Source organism: Methylovulum sp., assembly GCF_028687615.1.
In the GTDB taxonomy this organism is placed as follows: Bacteria; Pseudomonadota; Gammaproteobacteria; order Methylococcales; family Methylomonadaceae; genus Methylovulum.
Window position 1 is genome coordinate 130,347 of sequence record NZ_JAQTZU010000003.1, and the last position, 12,636, is coordinate 142,982.

Genomic DNA, 12,636 nt, shown 5'->3' on the forward strand with positions numbered 1-12,636 from the left:
AAGCAAGTTACCCAAAAATTACTGGGCATCTTTCTGGTAATCTTCTGAAATCCCGAAGAACACAATATCCTTCGGGATGTTTATAATCAATCAATAGCCGATGTTGCCGGCATTTTCCTTGTCCCGGTATTGCTGCTCACTTCGGCATGTCGAATAAAGATTTGTTTTAACCTTTCAAACGCGCTTGATAACGTTTTGTCCATTACGGTTTCGTTACCTATCGAGACAATCACCCGCGTCAGTTCCGGCATTTTGTTTTTAGTCGATGCGATATAAATCGGTTGCACATATAGCACCGTGTTGCCCATAGGTAGAATCACCATCCTGCCCATTTCTACGACCGAACCCGCTTGTCCCCATAAAGTAAATTGCGCGGAAATTTCCGGCACCTGTTGGGTTAGGGCTTCGATTTGTGCCGGGCCGTTGACTTGCACTTCTTTGCCAAATTTATACACTGTGATATTGGGGCTGTAATCCGAGCCGCAATTTTTGCTATCTACGGTACTGGCAACGCCGATCATGCTCAAATTATTGCGATTGACTGGTGTCATGGGGTTGATCAGTACAAACTCTTCGCTGTCATTACAATTGCCAAAGTCCATTGTTTGATAATAAGGCAACACTATTTGGTCGCGCACATCGGCGAATTGCCAGGATTCCGCCTGCTCGTAGAACAATTCTGGACGGTCTTGATGATATTTGGCGTACATTTGCATTTGCACATAATAAAGGTCGCGCGGATAACGTAAATGCTTGCGTAATTCACTTGGCATGTCCTCCAGCTTTTTGAACAGACTGGGATAGGCACTGCTGTATGCGCGGATAATCGGATCTTTGTTGTCGGCAATATAATAATCTACGTCGCCATCGAAAGCGTCAACGACCACTTTTACTGAGTTGCGGATGTAATTGAAATGCTGTTTGCCATTTTGGAAATTGTCATCAATGGGTTTGGAAACCGGGTATTTATCGGACAAGGTATAAGCATCCAGTATCCAATAAAAGCGATCATTGGTGATGACCAGATAAGGGTCTTTGTCCAAATGTAAAAACGGTGTCAGCCTGTTGACCCGTTCGCTGATATTACGGAATATTTTCAGCTTGCTTTCTGTTGAGATATTGGTGGAGAAAAAGATTTTTTCGTCTTTCAGATAAAATGCGAACAAAGCCTTGCGAAAGTACGAAGGTATTGGGATGCCACCTTCGCCGTGGTAGGTTTCTGTCATACCCGGATCGCTGCCGGCAATGCCAACGATGTCCAGTTTATTGGGTACGATGGCATAATCGAGATTTTCCTGACCGTAATAAATGTCGGGATGTTTGATTTTAAACCCTACGTCAGAACCCATGTTCAAATCCCGTAAATACCAGGCTTGTGGTTTGTCGGCATCCTGTGCGGCGGGAGTGACTACGGCACCATAGCCGTGGGTGTAACGTAAGTGGATGTTCTCCCAATTCTGTGCTTCGTAAGGCAATTTGGATATATTGATTTCACGCGCCGAAATATTTACTTGCCGTGTATGGTCAAGCACAAAATAGCGGTCTTCATCAACCGAGCGGAAACGGTAGTATGGCCGTATTTCCTGCAATTGCCGGTAACTATCAATAATGAATTCCCGATCCCAGACCGGAATATTCTCAAAACGCTTTTGTGTGCCCCAGGTTTCTATGTCTTTGGCGGCGTTCAAGTTAATAGATACATCAGCTTGTTTAATGTTGCGCAATTGGTAGGCATCCAATGTGGCGTTGATATTGTGCTGGATAAATGATTTTTCGGCTTTGACCGGATTGGGGTTGACGATATAACGCTGGATCAGTTGCGGGATAAACTCGATTTTTGGCAATGCCAATGCACACAAAAATGCCGCCAGTGACAGAAAAAATGGCGTTTTGATGCGGTGTCTTGAGGAAAAAATAAATAAGCAGGCAGAAAGGGCTGTGGCTAAAAATGTACCTACAGCTAACCAAATCAAAGGCAATTGATAACGCAGTTCGACAAATCCCGGCCCATAAAAAATCGGCTCATGGCTATTATTGTAGAGCAGGGCAAACCGTTGCAACATAAAGCCCCAAACCACAAATGCAACGATAAATCCAATCAGCAGCGACAAATGGATTTTTGCGCCCAATGGGAATTCTTTGCGTTGGTTGGGGATAAACGTGTGTTCCAGCCAGTACAAAACGGTGACCATGACAAAGACTAAGATGGCGGTGCCCAACAATTCTTGTTGGATAAGCTGGTATACCGGATAGAACAGCATATAAAAACTGACATCCTTGCCATAAACCGATTCAGAGACCCCTGAGTCAGCCCCGAAAAAATACAGCAGCGAAGTTTCCCATTGGGTATAAAAAGGAATGGCAATAAAAACGGCTAATACCAGCGATATAGGCGTATAAACTTTTACCGAGCCGCTCATGAAGGTGTCGGCAAAACCTTGAAATTTACGACGTTTGACACTGTCATTCAGCACCTCGTCGGGTGGATTCAAGCCTAAAAATCTTGAGGCAATCCAAAAATGCAGGAAGAAAATAGTAAAGAAAAACAGTGTCACTGCACCTGACAGAAAAAATTTATAAAGGAGTTTCAACCAAAAATAAGCCTCCAGCTTTAAGGATTGAAACCACCACAAATCAACAAACAGATCAAGAAATATGAAATGGAAAGCAACATACACAATGATGGCGATGACCAGTGTTGCTCCAATCACCCCGGGTAACAACTTCAACTTCCCCATATCGTCCTCTATAAAAGTTTGTTAAATGATTTCGTTACCAGTCAGCTTGGGCTGGATTTAATAAAAAATTATTCCGTATTCTAACACCCAATAATGTCTTCGTAATATTTAGACTTTGCGGTTTTAATTTACAAGCCATGAAATGTGCATAAAACAAAGCGGATCATCGTATAGATACAGAAGCTAATCAAGCGACAAAGCCACACCTGCATATGAAGGCCAGCTTTTAGTTCATTCGTTCCCATGTCACTTTGTTAGCTTCGGACTCTATGTTGGTGGTAAACTTGGCGACGTTTATTTTTATCACAGATATTTGTTTGAATTTGCCGCCGCTCAGCCTTTATATACATATTCCTTGGTGTATAAAAAAATGTCCTTATTGCGACTTTAATTCCCATGCCGTTAAAGACGATGTGCCGGAATCCCAGTATATTTTAGCTTTGCTACAAGATTTGGCGCAGGATGTGGCTTTATATGGCATCACGCGGCCAATTAGCAACATTTTTATTGGCGGGGGCACTCCTAGCTTATTTTCACCAGAAGCAATCAATCGGCTTTTGGAAGGTGTTGGGCATCAGTTGGCCTTTGCAGATGATTTGGAACTGACCCTGGAAGCCAATCCAGGCACGTTTGAAAGCCATAAGTTTGCCGAATTCAGGGCGATAGGCATTAACCGGCTATCCATAGGCATCCAAAGTTTTAATGATGTTTTATTGACCAAGCTGGGTCGCGTACATACGGCTAAAGAAGCCGTCCGCGCCATAGAAATCGCCCACCAAGCGGGATTTGACAATCTCAATCTGGATTTGATGTTTGGTTTGCCTGAAGCCACCGCTTCTTGTAGCCAGAAAGACTTGCAGGCAGCAGTGGCCCTTGCGCCCACACATATTTCCTTTTACCAATTGACCTTGGAGCCGAATACTTATTTTCATAGAGTTCCTCCTTCATTGCCGGATGATGATGCGATTTTTATAGTGCAAAAAGCGGGTCAAGCATTATTGGCAGACAAGGGGTATCAACAATATGAAATTTCTGCATACAGCCAAACAGGTCGGCAATGTAAGCATAATTTGAATTACTGGCAATTCGGCGATTATTTGGGTATAGGGGCGGGCGCGCACGGCAAAATTACCCGGAAAGTGCCGGGGCATATTTTCCGTACACATAAACCTAAAAGTCCTGGACAATATTTGCCGGGTAAGCATAAAAATAACGATGCTGCCGGAAGTATTGCCGTTGCCGATTTGCCGCTGGAGTTCGTTATGAACCACTTGCGTTTACGGGAAGGTTTTTCACTGGCGCATTACCATTCTGCAACTGGACTTGACCCATGCACTTTGGAGCCGGCTTTATCTGATTGCAGGGCACAAGGATTAATCGATTATCAGCACGGACATTATCGTTGTTCACCAAAGGGTTGGGATTTTTTGGACAGTGTTTTGCAAAAATTCCTACCTAATTGATATGGTTTTGTGCCTTATCATGTGCTGAAATTATTTTTTCCCCAATGGAAGGAAGGCCGGATGTAGGCAAGGTCGTGGCAATTTTTGTCACTACCTTGTCAAATTAGTCACTCCTATGGCAACCTATTGCTGGGAATAGTGGTTTAACCACAAATACAATAGTCAAGATACCAGCAATAGTAAGTTGTTGGGTTGGCGATTCATAAAACCTTCGACACTAATGTACTGATTTTGCTGAGATGACTATAAAAACTCAAAACACATTACGATTAAGCTATTTTTTGTGGGATAGCGAACCGAATCAGTAGCATCTGATCGCTTTTATAATTAAATATAAAATCAATTTCTGGCATTTAATTTGCTTATTATTTTGAGTTGATTGATCACATTTAAATTTTCGTTTCGCACAGATAATTAATATTTTTGAAACAACCGTCTATTACTTTGTTTGGGTCTAGTGGTTAAAACTACCATGATATTTGTTTTTAATGTTATATGATCGATTATAAAAAAGAATTTATTTCCTACGCCATAGGGTGCGGGGTATTAAAATTCGGTGAGTTCATCCTTAAGTCAGGACGTACAAGCCCTTATTTTTTCAATACGGGTTTATTTGATACGGGTGCAAAGCTGGCAAAATTAGGTGAATTTTATGCCCTGGCTTTACAGCAATCGGACATCCAGCCTGATATGCTTTATGGCCCCGCTTATAAAGGGATTCCTTTGGTCTGCGCCACCGCGATTGCATATTCCCGATTAACCTCAGTTGATATCCCATTTGCTTTTAACCGTAAAGAAAGTAAAGATCACGGGGAAGGTGGTGTGCTAGTAGGGGCCCCTGTACAAGGTCGCGTCATTATCATCGATGACGTAATCAGTGCAGGTACATCAGTCAGGGAATCCGTTGACATCCTAAAGCAAACGGATGCGGTGCCAGCAGGCGTATTAATTGCTTTGGATAGACAAGAAAAAGGGCAAAACCACGTCTCTGCCATTCAAGAGGTGAAGGGGCATTTGGGTTTGCCGGTTATTGCCATTATCAGTTTGGCTGATATTATTGAATATTTAACCCCAATTGCGCCTGGACAGGTCAATGCGATCCATGCCTATCAACGGCTCTATGGATTAGATAACGGTGACCTTGCGCAGATTTAAAATTAAAGATTTATGACCCTAACCGTTGTCGATATTTGAACTACAATTGTCAGATATAATTTGAATTCTCGATTCATTTACTAAAATCGTGTTTTTTACAAAAGGCTTGCCATGAGGAACTTGGAATTTAAAGAAAAAATGCACGAATATTCGATATGGCGTGCAAATCTGATACAAGCAGTAGAAATGTATCAGCAATGGCTGGTGCGCTATGGGATGGATGAAGGCTATCGCACGAATACTCTTTTAAATATCCTGTCCAGCTTAAAAAATGACCGCATTACCTTGGCGTTTGTTGCGGAATTTTCGCGTGGTAAGACAGAGCTGATCAATGCAATGTTTTTTGCCGAGTCCGGCGTAAGATTGTTGCCTTCTTCACCAGGGCGCACCACGATGTCGCCGACCGAAATTTTCTATGATGAACAGGGCGGCAATTATATCCGTTTATTGAATATCGAAAGCCGCCTTGAAGATATATCATTGGCAGAATTCAAGAACATACCCGAGCGGTGGACCCAATTGGATCTTGACTTCAATTCGCCGACACAAATGCAGGCTGCATTTAAAGAATTGATCGCCAGTAAAAAAGTGGACCGTGAATTGGCTGACCGATTGGGTTTATGGAATGAGCGCGAAGCGGCCACCCAAGGTGAATTGAACCCTGATAAAGTGGAAATACCCTGCTGGCGGCATGCCCTCATCAGTTTCTCTCATCCTTTACTGAAAGAAGGATTGGCCATCATTGATACTCCTGGGTTAAACGCATTAGGTACGGAGCCGGAACTGACGCTCAATATGTTGCCTAGTGCCCAAGCCATAATTTTTATGTTGGCGGCTGATACCGGCGTGACTAAAAGTGACTTGGAAATATGGTTGAACCATATCAACCGTGCCCGTAGCAGCAGAAAGCAAGGTTTGGCGGTGGTTATGAACAAGATTGATGCTATGTGGGATGATCTGGGCGGAAATGCTGACTATGACCGTTCAATTAAATCGCAAATCAAAGCCTCCGCAACTATTTTAAAAATAGATGAAGATTCCATTTTTCCGCTTTCAGCCAAACAAGCATTGCTTGCCAAAATTAAGGGTGATGAGGAACTTCTAGAAAGAAGCCGGATCTCGAATTTAGAAAATTATCTTGCCAATGATATTTTAAAGGATAAGCGTAGCATCATGGCATCCATTGTTGCTCGTGATATTGGTGGCCTGGTTAGTGAATCGATTAATGCAAGCAATATGGCATTGTCACACGCAACTGAGCAACTGGAAGAATTTAGAAAAGTTGATTTCCATAATCAGGACATGACCGGCAAATTAATGGCCGAAACCCGTGACAGACAAAATGTCTATATGGCGAATGTGGAAAATTTCCAATCCAGCCGACGGGTGTTTATCGTTCAGGCCAAGATGCTCATCAATTCTTTTTCCGAAGAAAAGATCAATGAAGTTATTGGTGTCGCCAAGCATGATATTAGCAAAAGCCTCACTACGATAGGCATGAAACAGAATATCCGCAAACTATTTGATGACTTGCGGGATATGCTTCAAGACTCGGTGGATATTACCAACGAAACCCGACGTTTGGTTAAGGCGATACACAAAAAGTTTAAAGATGAATATGGTTTTAAAGAAATCGAGCCCAAATTATTTGACATAAAAAAATATCAATTGGAACTCGAAGAAGTCTTTGAAGAGGGCGAGGTTTTCCGCACCAGTGCCAGAGTAACTATGACCCAGCAGGGGGTCGTGGTTGATAAGTTGTATAGCACATTGGTTGCCAAAGCGAAAGGCATACTTAAACAAGCCTATGCTGATGCGATTGCTTGGAGTAATGGGGCGTTGTCGCCGTTGGCGAGGCAGATTAAAGACCACAAAAAGCAAATTGAAGGCCGTTTGCAGATGTTAAGAAAGATTAATGAATCTAAAGGTACAGTTGCTGAAAACATAGCAGCCCTTGAAGCGGAGCTGGCACCCTTGAAACGTCAGCGCGAAGAGCTGGCCATTATTATCAAATCCATGCAACTGGAAACTCAAATAGTAGCAGAAAACAATCCATAGATGTTTGCCATGCCAACTTAGGCGAGGTTTAAAATTAATTTTATCAACGTATTAGGCTTACTTAGCCTAGGTGTTTAAATGATATTCAAGTGCTGCGACCATAAAACGCGCTTGAATATCAAATCCCAAACCCCGTGCCCTAAACGCAAACCACGTTGCTCAAACTTGGTTAATGGTCGATAGTTGGGGCGGTCACAATAGCCATTCGTTTCGCTGTTGTTCTTCAAGCGAGGTTCTGTAGCAAGCATTTTCAGCATCCATTCCGCATAATGTTGCCAATCAGTGGCGGCGTGGAAATAACCGCCAATAACCAGTTTCCTGGTTAATAAATCGACAAAACCAGAGCTTACGATACGGCGTTTATGATGTTTTTTCTTGGGCCAAGGGTCGGGGAAAAATAAATGGATACCTGCCAAGCTCTGGTCGGGAATTTTCTGCTCCAAAATCTCGATGGCGTCGTGGCAATAAATCCTGACATTATTTAACCTCTCCTGCTCCAGCAGCATCAGCAAATGTCCGACTCCTGGGCGATGCACTTCTATTCCGATATAGTCCTGTTCTGGATTCGCCGCCGCCATTTTTGCCAAACTTTCACCGTTACCAAAACCGATTTCCAAAATCAGCGGCGAGGTGCGTCCAAATACTTCGCTAAAGTTATAATCCAATTCGGGATTTAAGCAAAATTTGTCCCAATGCGTATCTAACGCCAATTGTTGTCCAGGAGTCAAACGGCCTTGCCTACGGATAAAACTGCGGATTTTTTTCAGGGGAATTTCAGGATTGAGCATAAATTGATGAGGGAGCGTCTTAAGCCACGAAGGGCAGGAAACGCACGAAATTTTGTTAGGGATTGTCCACGAAAAACACGAAAAAAGCACTATTTGTAATCAATGATGTGTCCTTCGTGCTCTACGGGCCGTGGATATGGCTTTTAAGCAATGGCTAAATAATCAGGCCATCAATAGGGGAGGAAGCGGAGGCAAACCGCCGTCTGGGCATACGTCCCGCCAAGAAAGCTTCGCGTCCGGCCTCTATGCCTTTGCGCATGGCTGAAGCCATCAGGATAGGGTTTTTCGCGTCGGCAATCGCGGTGTTCATCAACACGCCGTCGCAACCCAATTCCATCGCAATGGCGGCATCGGAAGCCGTGCCGACCCCTGCATCGACCAAAATTGGCACAGAAGCGTTTTCGACGATAGTCAATATGTTATACGGATTGCGCACACCCAAACCAGAACCTATCGGCGCCGCCAACGGCATCACCGCGATGCAGCCTATCGCTTCCAGACGCTTTGCCGCAATCGGATCATCGTTGGTGTAGACCATGACATCAAAACCGTCTTTCACCAACAATGCCGCCGCGATATAGGTTTCGGCAACATCCGGGAACAAGGTTTTCTGGTCAGCCAACACTTCCAGCTTGACCAATTTATGCCCGCCCAACAATTCCCGCGCCAAACGGCACGTCCGAACCGCATCATCGGCAGTGAAACAACCTGCGGTATTGGGCAAAATCGTGTATTTGTCCGGTGAAATGACATCCAACAAATTCGGCTCGCCTGGATTTTGCCCGATGTTTGTGCGGCGTATGGCGACGGTGACGATTTGCGCCCCGCTAGCTTCAATCGCCAAACGGGTTTCTTCCAAATCTTTGTATTTGCCAGTGCCGACCAGCAGACGCGATTGGTAAGCCTTACCCGCCAAAATAAAGGAATCATCCTGGCCGCCACCTATCGCGTGGACGATTTCCAAACGGTCGTCTGTTTGTAGCAATTGGCTAGCGTATTGGTTGAAGGGCAAAATTTCCTTATTCAATTCCACGGCAATTTTTTTGCCAGTCAACCCTAAGTCAGCGACCAAATCGGCTACTGAGGCATTGTCGGCACAATCACGGCTAGCGCCGTTCACAAAAACTTTCATATTTTCAAACTCCCATCAGGATTGGCGACACGGCGTTTTTGCACCGCCGCCGCCAATTCATGCAATAACGGCACGGTATCTTCCCAGCCCAAACAGCCATCAGTGATGCTTTGTCCGTAGACCAATTCCTGGCCTTCGATTTGTTTTTGGCTGCCCGCCTTCAAATGGCTTTCAACCATCACGCCCATGATGCAGTGGTCGCCATGGGCAATTTGCGCACTGACATCTTCACCGACGATCATCTGCCGTTGGCATTGTTTCAGGCTATTGGCGTGGCTGAAATCAATCATGATATTGGGTCTAAGGTTGGCTTTACGCAGGCCTTCGGCAACTTGCCCGACACTGACCGCATCGTAATTCGGGCGGTCATTGCCACCGCGCAGAATGATATGCACGTCTTCATTTCCGGTGGTGGAAAAAATTGCCGAATGCCCGGTTTTGGTCAAGGACAAAAAGTGATGCGGGCTCATCGCCGCGCCTATCGCGTCAATGGCGATTTTAATCGTGCCGTCGGTGGAGTTTTTAAAGCCGATAGGGCAGGACACGCCGGAAGCCAATTCACGGTGGCCTTGGCTTTCGGTGGTGCGTGCGCCGATGGCGCCCCAGGCGATCAGGTCGGAGATATATTGCGGGCTAATCAAATCCAGGTATTCGGTCGCCGCCGGCATGCCCATGCTGGTGACATCGACCAACAACTGCCGCGCAATGCGCAAGCCTTTGTTGATATTGAAGCTGGAGTCCAAGTCAGGGTCGTTGATCAAACCTTTCCAACCTACCGTGGTGCGCGGTTTTTCAAAATAGACGCGCATGACGATGAGCAGGTCGTCTTTCAGCTCATCTTTAACGGCTTTCAGGCGTTGCGCGTATTCTTTGGCGGCAACCGGGTCATGGATGGAGCAAGGCCCGATCACCACCAGCACACGGTCATCCGCACCCGTCAGGATGTTGTGGATTTCGGCCCGTGCGACCAGGGTGGTTTCTGCCGCCGCGTCGGTAATCGGCAATTCCTCGTGGACCAGAATCGGCGCAATCACTTCTTTAATTTCACAAATTCTCAAATCATCAGTATTGTATTTTGTTTGCATGAGTGCTACCAAGCGGCTGTTTTGTTACAGGATGTGTTTCAAATTCTGGCATTTTAACTGTTTTCGGCTTTTTGGGGGTTAGTTTTTGCTTATTTCAGTACTCGAATCAACTTCAAAAAGCTATAACTGAAAGTGACCTGCGGGTCATCGGCTATATCTTCCCTGGCCACTTCCCGCCATTCTTCCGCCCGCACTTCAGGGAAAAAGGTATCACCCGCAAATTCTTGTTGGATTTCGGTCAGATACAACTCATCGGCGAGCGGTAGCAACGCTTCGTACAAGCTTGCCCCGCCAATCACAAACACCCGTGCTGATTCCGTGCAGGCATGGCGTAACGCAGCATCCAGCGAACCAAAGACTAGGCAGCCACCTTGTTGATAATCGGTGTTACGGCTGATGATGATATTGCTCCGTCCTGGCAAGGCTTTGCCTATGGATTCAAAAGTTTTCCTGCCCATGATGATGGGGTACCCCATCGTAATCTGTTTGAATTTTTTCAAGTCCGCCGATAAATGCCAGGGCATTTTATTGTCCAGACCAATCACGCGGTTGCTGGATAGGGCGACAATCAGCGATATTTTCATATTCTTAAAAAGAAGGCTTTGCTATGCTTTGAGAAATTATGTTTAACATCGCATCATACACTATGGTTAAAAAAAATATTTTGCTGGTGTTTACCGGCGGCACGATAGGCTCTACAACAACGGCGGGTACGATTGACACGTCCGATACGGCTTCGTTCAAGCTCCTGCAATTGTTTCAGCAACGTTATCCAGGGCATCAGCAGATTGCTTTCAAAACTATCCAGCCCTTGAATGTGTTAAGCGAAAATTTGGCTCCGGCAGTGTGGACGGAGTTAATTGCCGCCATTGAAAACGAGCAGCCGGGGCAATATGACGGCATTATCATCACCCACGGCACAGATACATTAAGCTTCACGGCGGCGGCCTTAAGTTTTTATTTTCACGCGCTGGGCTTGCCGATGTTGTTGGTGTCCAGCGATTTTCCGCTGGATGATGGCCGCGCCAATGGCTTGGACAATTTTATTTGTGCGGTGGAGTTTATCCGGCAATCCCCACAATCCGGCGTATTTGTCCCTTACCGCAATCAAGGGCAGGCCATGCAAGTGCACCAAGGTGCCCGTCTTGCCGCCTCCTTGCAATTAAGCGGCGACTTTTTCAGTGTGCAAAATAAAAGTTTTATGCAATATGACGGTGCCATGTTCAGCGTGTTGAATCCCCTTAAAATAAGGCAACATACAAATTATGGCTTAACTGCCAAATTTGCCGGGCGCGTCCTGCTGTTAAGGCCTTATCCCGGTTTGGATTACCGCGCGGTCAATCTGGATCATGTCGATGCCGTGCTCCATGATTTATACCATTCCGGTACGGCTTGTGTGTCGTCCGAATGGGGCAAACAACACTCGTTGCTTGAGTTTGCCAAACGCTGCCAGCAACAAGACATCAGCGTTTATTTGGCTCCAGCCTTGGAATCGCCCAATGCCTACCAAAGCACCCGCGCCTTGGTCGAACAAGGTGGAAAGATGTTGTGGAATCTTTCCATAGAAGCCGCTTATGTCAAGCTACTGCTGGCGTATGGTAATTTTACAAAGGAAGAAGACATGGTTGCCTTTATGGAGGCGGATATTGCGGGGGAGCATGTTGAGTGCGACAGCTAAATTACGCAGCTAGGGAATCAGGGCAATTAACACTTCAAATCACGATAAAAATTCTCATGCACTCCAATGGCTTCTAAATAAACCCATCGGACGGCATCGTTAAATGTGTAACCTAGTAAATAAAGCTGGCCATGACTGCGGAATTTATGGACGTGTATTCGGCTAAATCCCTTTTTTTTCGTTCACCAAATTCTGGATTATTGGCTATGGCAACAACAGCTTGGTCAACATCAACGGCGATATTATCGTGTAATTTCTTGTATTGACTGGCAAAACGACGCGTTTGTACGACATCATTAGCCATGTAATCCGCCCCGTGGCATAAACGGCTCAAGTTCGGTATGCGGTTCCATTAATGACAACAATGATTCAGCGATAAAACTGATGGGCAAATCGGGATTTTCCAACGCGGCACGTCCCAATTTTGCCCAAAACTCAATTTGTTCGGTGGTAGATCGGTGTTCCAAAGCCGCCTTATCCTGTGCTTGCTCGTAAAGCTCTTGGTCGATAGCAATAGAAATGGTTGCCGTCATAGGGCT

The 12,636-nt window shown here is 45.3% G+C and carries 12 protein-coding genes; 4 read left to right on the forward strand and 8 right to left on the reverse strand.

Annotated features, from left to right (window positions below):
* Nucleotides 1–86 precede the first annotated feature (86 nt).
* The gene (locus PHH59_RS02940) at nucleotides 87–2,738 is read right to left on the reverse strand and encodes a UPF0182 family protein (protein WP_300010956.1); all 2,652 of its coding nucleotides are present in this window, start codon (nucleotides 2,736–2,738) and stop codon (nucleotides 87–89) included.
* Nucleotides 2,739–3,007: 269 nt separating this feature from the next.
* Between PHH59_RS02940 and hemW the strand changes: the two genes are divergently transcribed.
* The 3 genes from hemW (at nucleotide 3,008) to PHH59_RS02955 (ending at nucleotide 7,414) form a co-directional block, all read left to right on the forward strand.
* The gene (gene hemW, locus PHH59_RS02945; protein ID WP_300010959.1) at nucleotides 3,008–4,201 is read left to right on the forward strand and encodes a radical SAM family heme chaperone HemW; all 1,194 of its coding nucleotides are present in this window, start codon (nucleotides 3,008–3,010) and stop codon (nucleotides 4,199–4,201) included.
* A 495-nt stretch (nucleotides 4,202–4,696) separates the two neighbouring features.
* Entirely contained in the window at nucleotides 4,697–5,356 is a 660-nt protein-coding gene (gene pyrE, locus PHH59_RS02950; RefSeq protein WP_300010962.1) for an orotate phosphoribosyltransferase, read from the forward strand.
* A 111-nt stretch (nucleotides 5,357–5,467) separates the two neighbouring features.
* Nucleotides 5,468–7,414, forward strand: a complete 1,947-nt coding sequence (locus PHH59_RS02955; RefSeq protein WP_300010965.1) for a dynamin family protein — start codon at nucleotides 5,468–5,470, stop codon at nucleotides 7,412–7,414.
* A gap of 74 nt (nucleotides 7,415–7,488) precedes the next feature.
* On the opposite strand, the gene trmB is transcribed toward PHH59_RS02955, so the two are convergent.
* The 4 genes from trmB to PHH59_RS02975 all read right to left on the reverse strand — a co-directional run bounded on the left by trmB (nucleotide 7,489) and on the right by PHH59_RS02975 (nucleotide 11,003).
* A complete protein-coding gene (trmB, locus tag PHH59_RS02960; RefSeq protein WP_300010968.1) occupies nucleotides 7,489–8,202 on the reverse strand; it encodes a tRNA (guanosine(46)-N7)-methyltransferase TrmB in 714 nt (237 codons plus the stop codon).
* A 154-nt stretch (nucleotides 8,203–8,356) separates the two neighbouring features.
* Nucleotides 8,357–9,334 carry a sulfur carrier protein ThiS gene (gene thiS, locus PHH59_RS02965; protein ID WP_300010971.1) on the reverse strand — a complete coding sequence of 326 codons (978 nt, stop codon included), beginning with the start codon at nucleotides 9,332–9,334 and terminating at the stop codon, nucleotides 8,357–8,359.
* Nucleotides 9,331–10,419: a 3-deoxy-7-phosphoheptulonate synthase AroG gene (gene aroG, locus PHH59_RS02970; protein ID WP_300010974.1), complete on the reverse strand. Its 1,089-nt coding sequence runs from the start codon at nucleotides 10,417–10,419 to the stop codon at nucleotides 9,331–9,333. Before aroG ends, thiS begins: the two co-directional genes overlap by 4 nt.
* Before the next feature lie 89 nt (nucleotides 10,420–10,508).
* Nucleotides 10,509–11,003, reverse strand: coding sequence for a dihydrofolate reductase (locus PHH59_RS02975; protein ID WP_300010977.1), 495 nt, complete (start codon nucleotides 11,001–11,003; stop codon nucleotides 10,509–10,511).
* A 62-nt stretch (nucleotides 11,004–11,065) separates the two neighbouring features.
* On the opposite strand from PHH59_RS02975, the gene PHH59_RS02980 reads away from it, so the two are divergent.
* On the forward strand, nucleotides 11,066–12,097 hold the full coding sequence (locus PHH59_RS02980; RefSeq protein ID WP_300010980.1) for an asparaginase: 1,032 nt from the start codon (nucleotides 11,066–11,068) through the stop codon (nucleotides 12,095–12,097).
* 26 nt (nucleotides 12,098–12,123) lie between these two features.
* On the opposite strand, the gene PHH59_RS02985 is transcribed toward PHH59_RS02980, so the two are convergent.
* Genes PHH59_RS02985 through PHH59_RS02995 form a run of 3 tightly spaced genes read right to left on the reverse strand, consistent with a single transcriptional unit; the run spans nucleotide 12,124 to nucleotide 12,630 of the window.
* Nucleotides 12,124–12,255 carry a type II toxin-antitoxin system RelE/ParE family toxin gene (locus PHH59_RS02985; RefSeq protein ID WP_300011080.1) on the reverse strand — a complete coding sequence of 44 codons (132 nt, stop codon included), beginning with the start codon at nucleotides 12,253–12,255 and terminating at the stop codon, nucleotides 12,124–12,126.
* A complete protein-coding gene (locus PHH59_RS02990; RefSeq protein ID WP_300010983.1) occupies nucleotides 12,210–12,401 on the reverse strand; it encodes a type II toxin-antitoxin system RelE/ParE family toxin in 192 nt (63 codons plus the stop codon). The genes PHH59_RS02985 and PHH59_RS02990 overlap by 46 nt, the downstream gene beginning before the upstream one ends.
* Nucleotides 12,394–12,630 carry a ParD-like family protein gene (locus PHH59_RS02995; RefSeq protein ID WP_300010985.1) on the reverse strand — a complete coding sequence of 79 codons (237 nt, stop codon included), beginning with the start codon at nucleotides 12,628–12,630 and terminating at the stop codon, nucleotides 12,394–12,396. The genes PHH59_RS02990 and PHH59_RS02995 overlap by 8 nt, the downstream gene beginning before the upstream one ends.
* Nucleotides 12,631–12,636 lie beyond the last annotated feature (6 nt).

Excerpts from the sequence above, each read along its gene's own strand:
- PHH59_RS02995 (WP_300010985.1), bottom strand. The coding sequence starts at position 12,630 with ATGACGGCAACCATTTCTATTGCTATCGACCAAGAGCTTTACGAGCAA.
- PHH59_RS02955 (WP_300010965.1), top strand. The coding sequence starts at position 5,468 with ATGAGGAACTTGGAATTTAAAGAAAAAATGCACGAATATTCGATATGG.
- hemW (WP_300010959.1), top strand. The coding sequence starts at position 3,008 with ATGTTGGTGGTAAACTTGGCGACGTTTATTTTTATCACAGATATTTGT.
- trmB (WP_300010968.1), bottom strand. The coding sequence starts at position 8,202 with ATGCTCAATCCTGAAATTCCCCTGAAAAAAATCCGCAGTTTTATCCGT.
- PHH59_RS02990 (WP_300010983.1), bottom strand. The coding sequence starts at position 12,401 with ATGGCTAATGATGTCGTACAAACGCGTCGTTTTGCCAGTCAATACAAG.
- PHH59_RS02975 (WP_300010977.1), bottom strand. The coding sequence starts at position 11,003 with ATGAAAATATCGCTGATTGTCGCCCTATCCAGCAACCGCGTGATTGGT.
- pyrE (WP_300010962.1), top strand. The coding sequence starts at position 4,697 with ATGATCGATTATAAAAAAGAATTTATTTCCTACGCCATAGGGTGCGGG.
- thiS (WP_300010971.1), bottom strand. The coding sequence starts at position 9,334 with ATGAAAGTTTTTGTGAACGGCGCTAGCCGTGATTGTGCCGACAATGCC.
- PHH59_RS02940 (WP_300010956.1), bottom strand. The coding sequence starts at position 2,738 with ATGGGGAAGTTGAAGTTGTTACCCGGGGTGATTGGAGCAACACTGGTC.
- PHH59_RS02980 (WP_300010980.1), top strand. The coding sequence starts at position 11,066 with ATGGTTAAAAAAAATATTTTGCTGGTGTTTACCGGCGGCACGATAGGC.
- aroG (WP_300010974.1), bottom strand. The coding sequence starts at position 10,419 with ATGCAAACAAAATACAATACTGATGATTTGAGAATTTGTGAAATTAAA.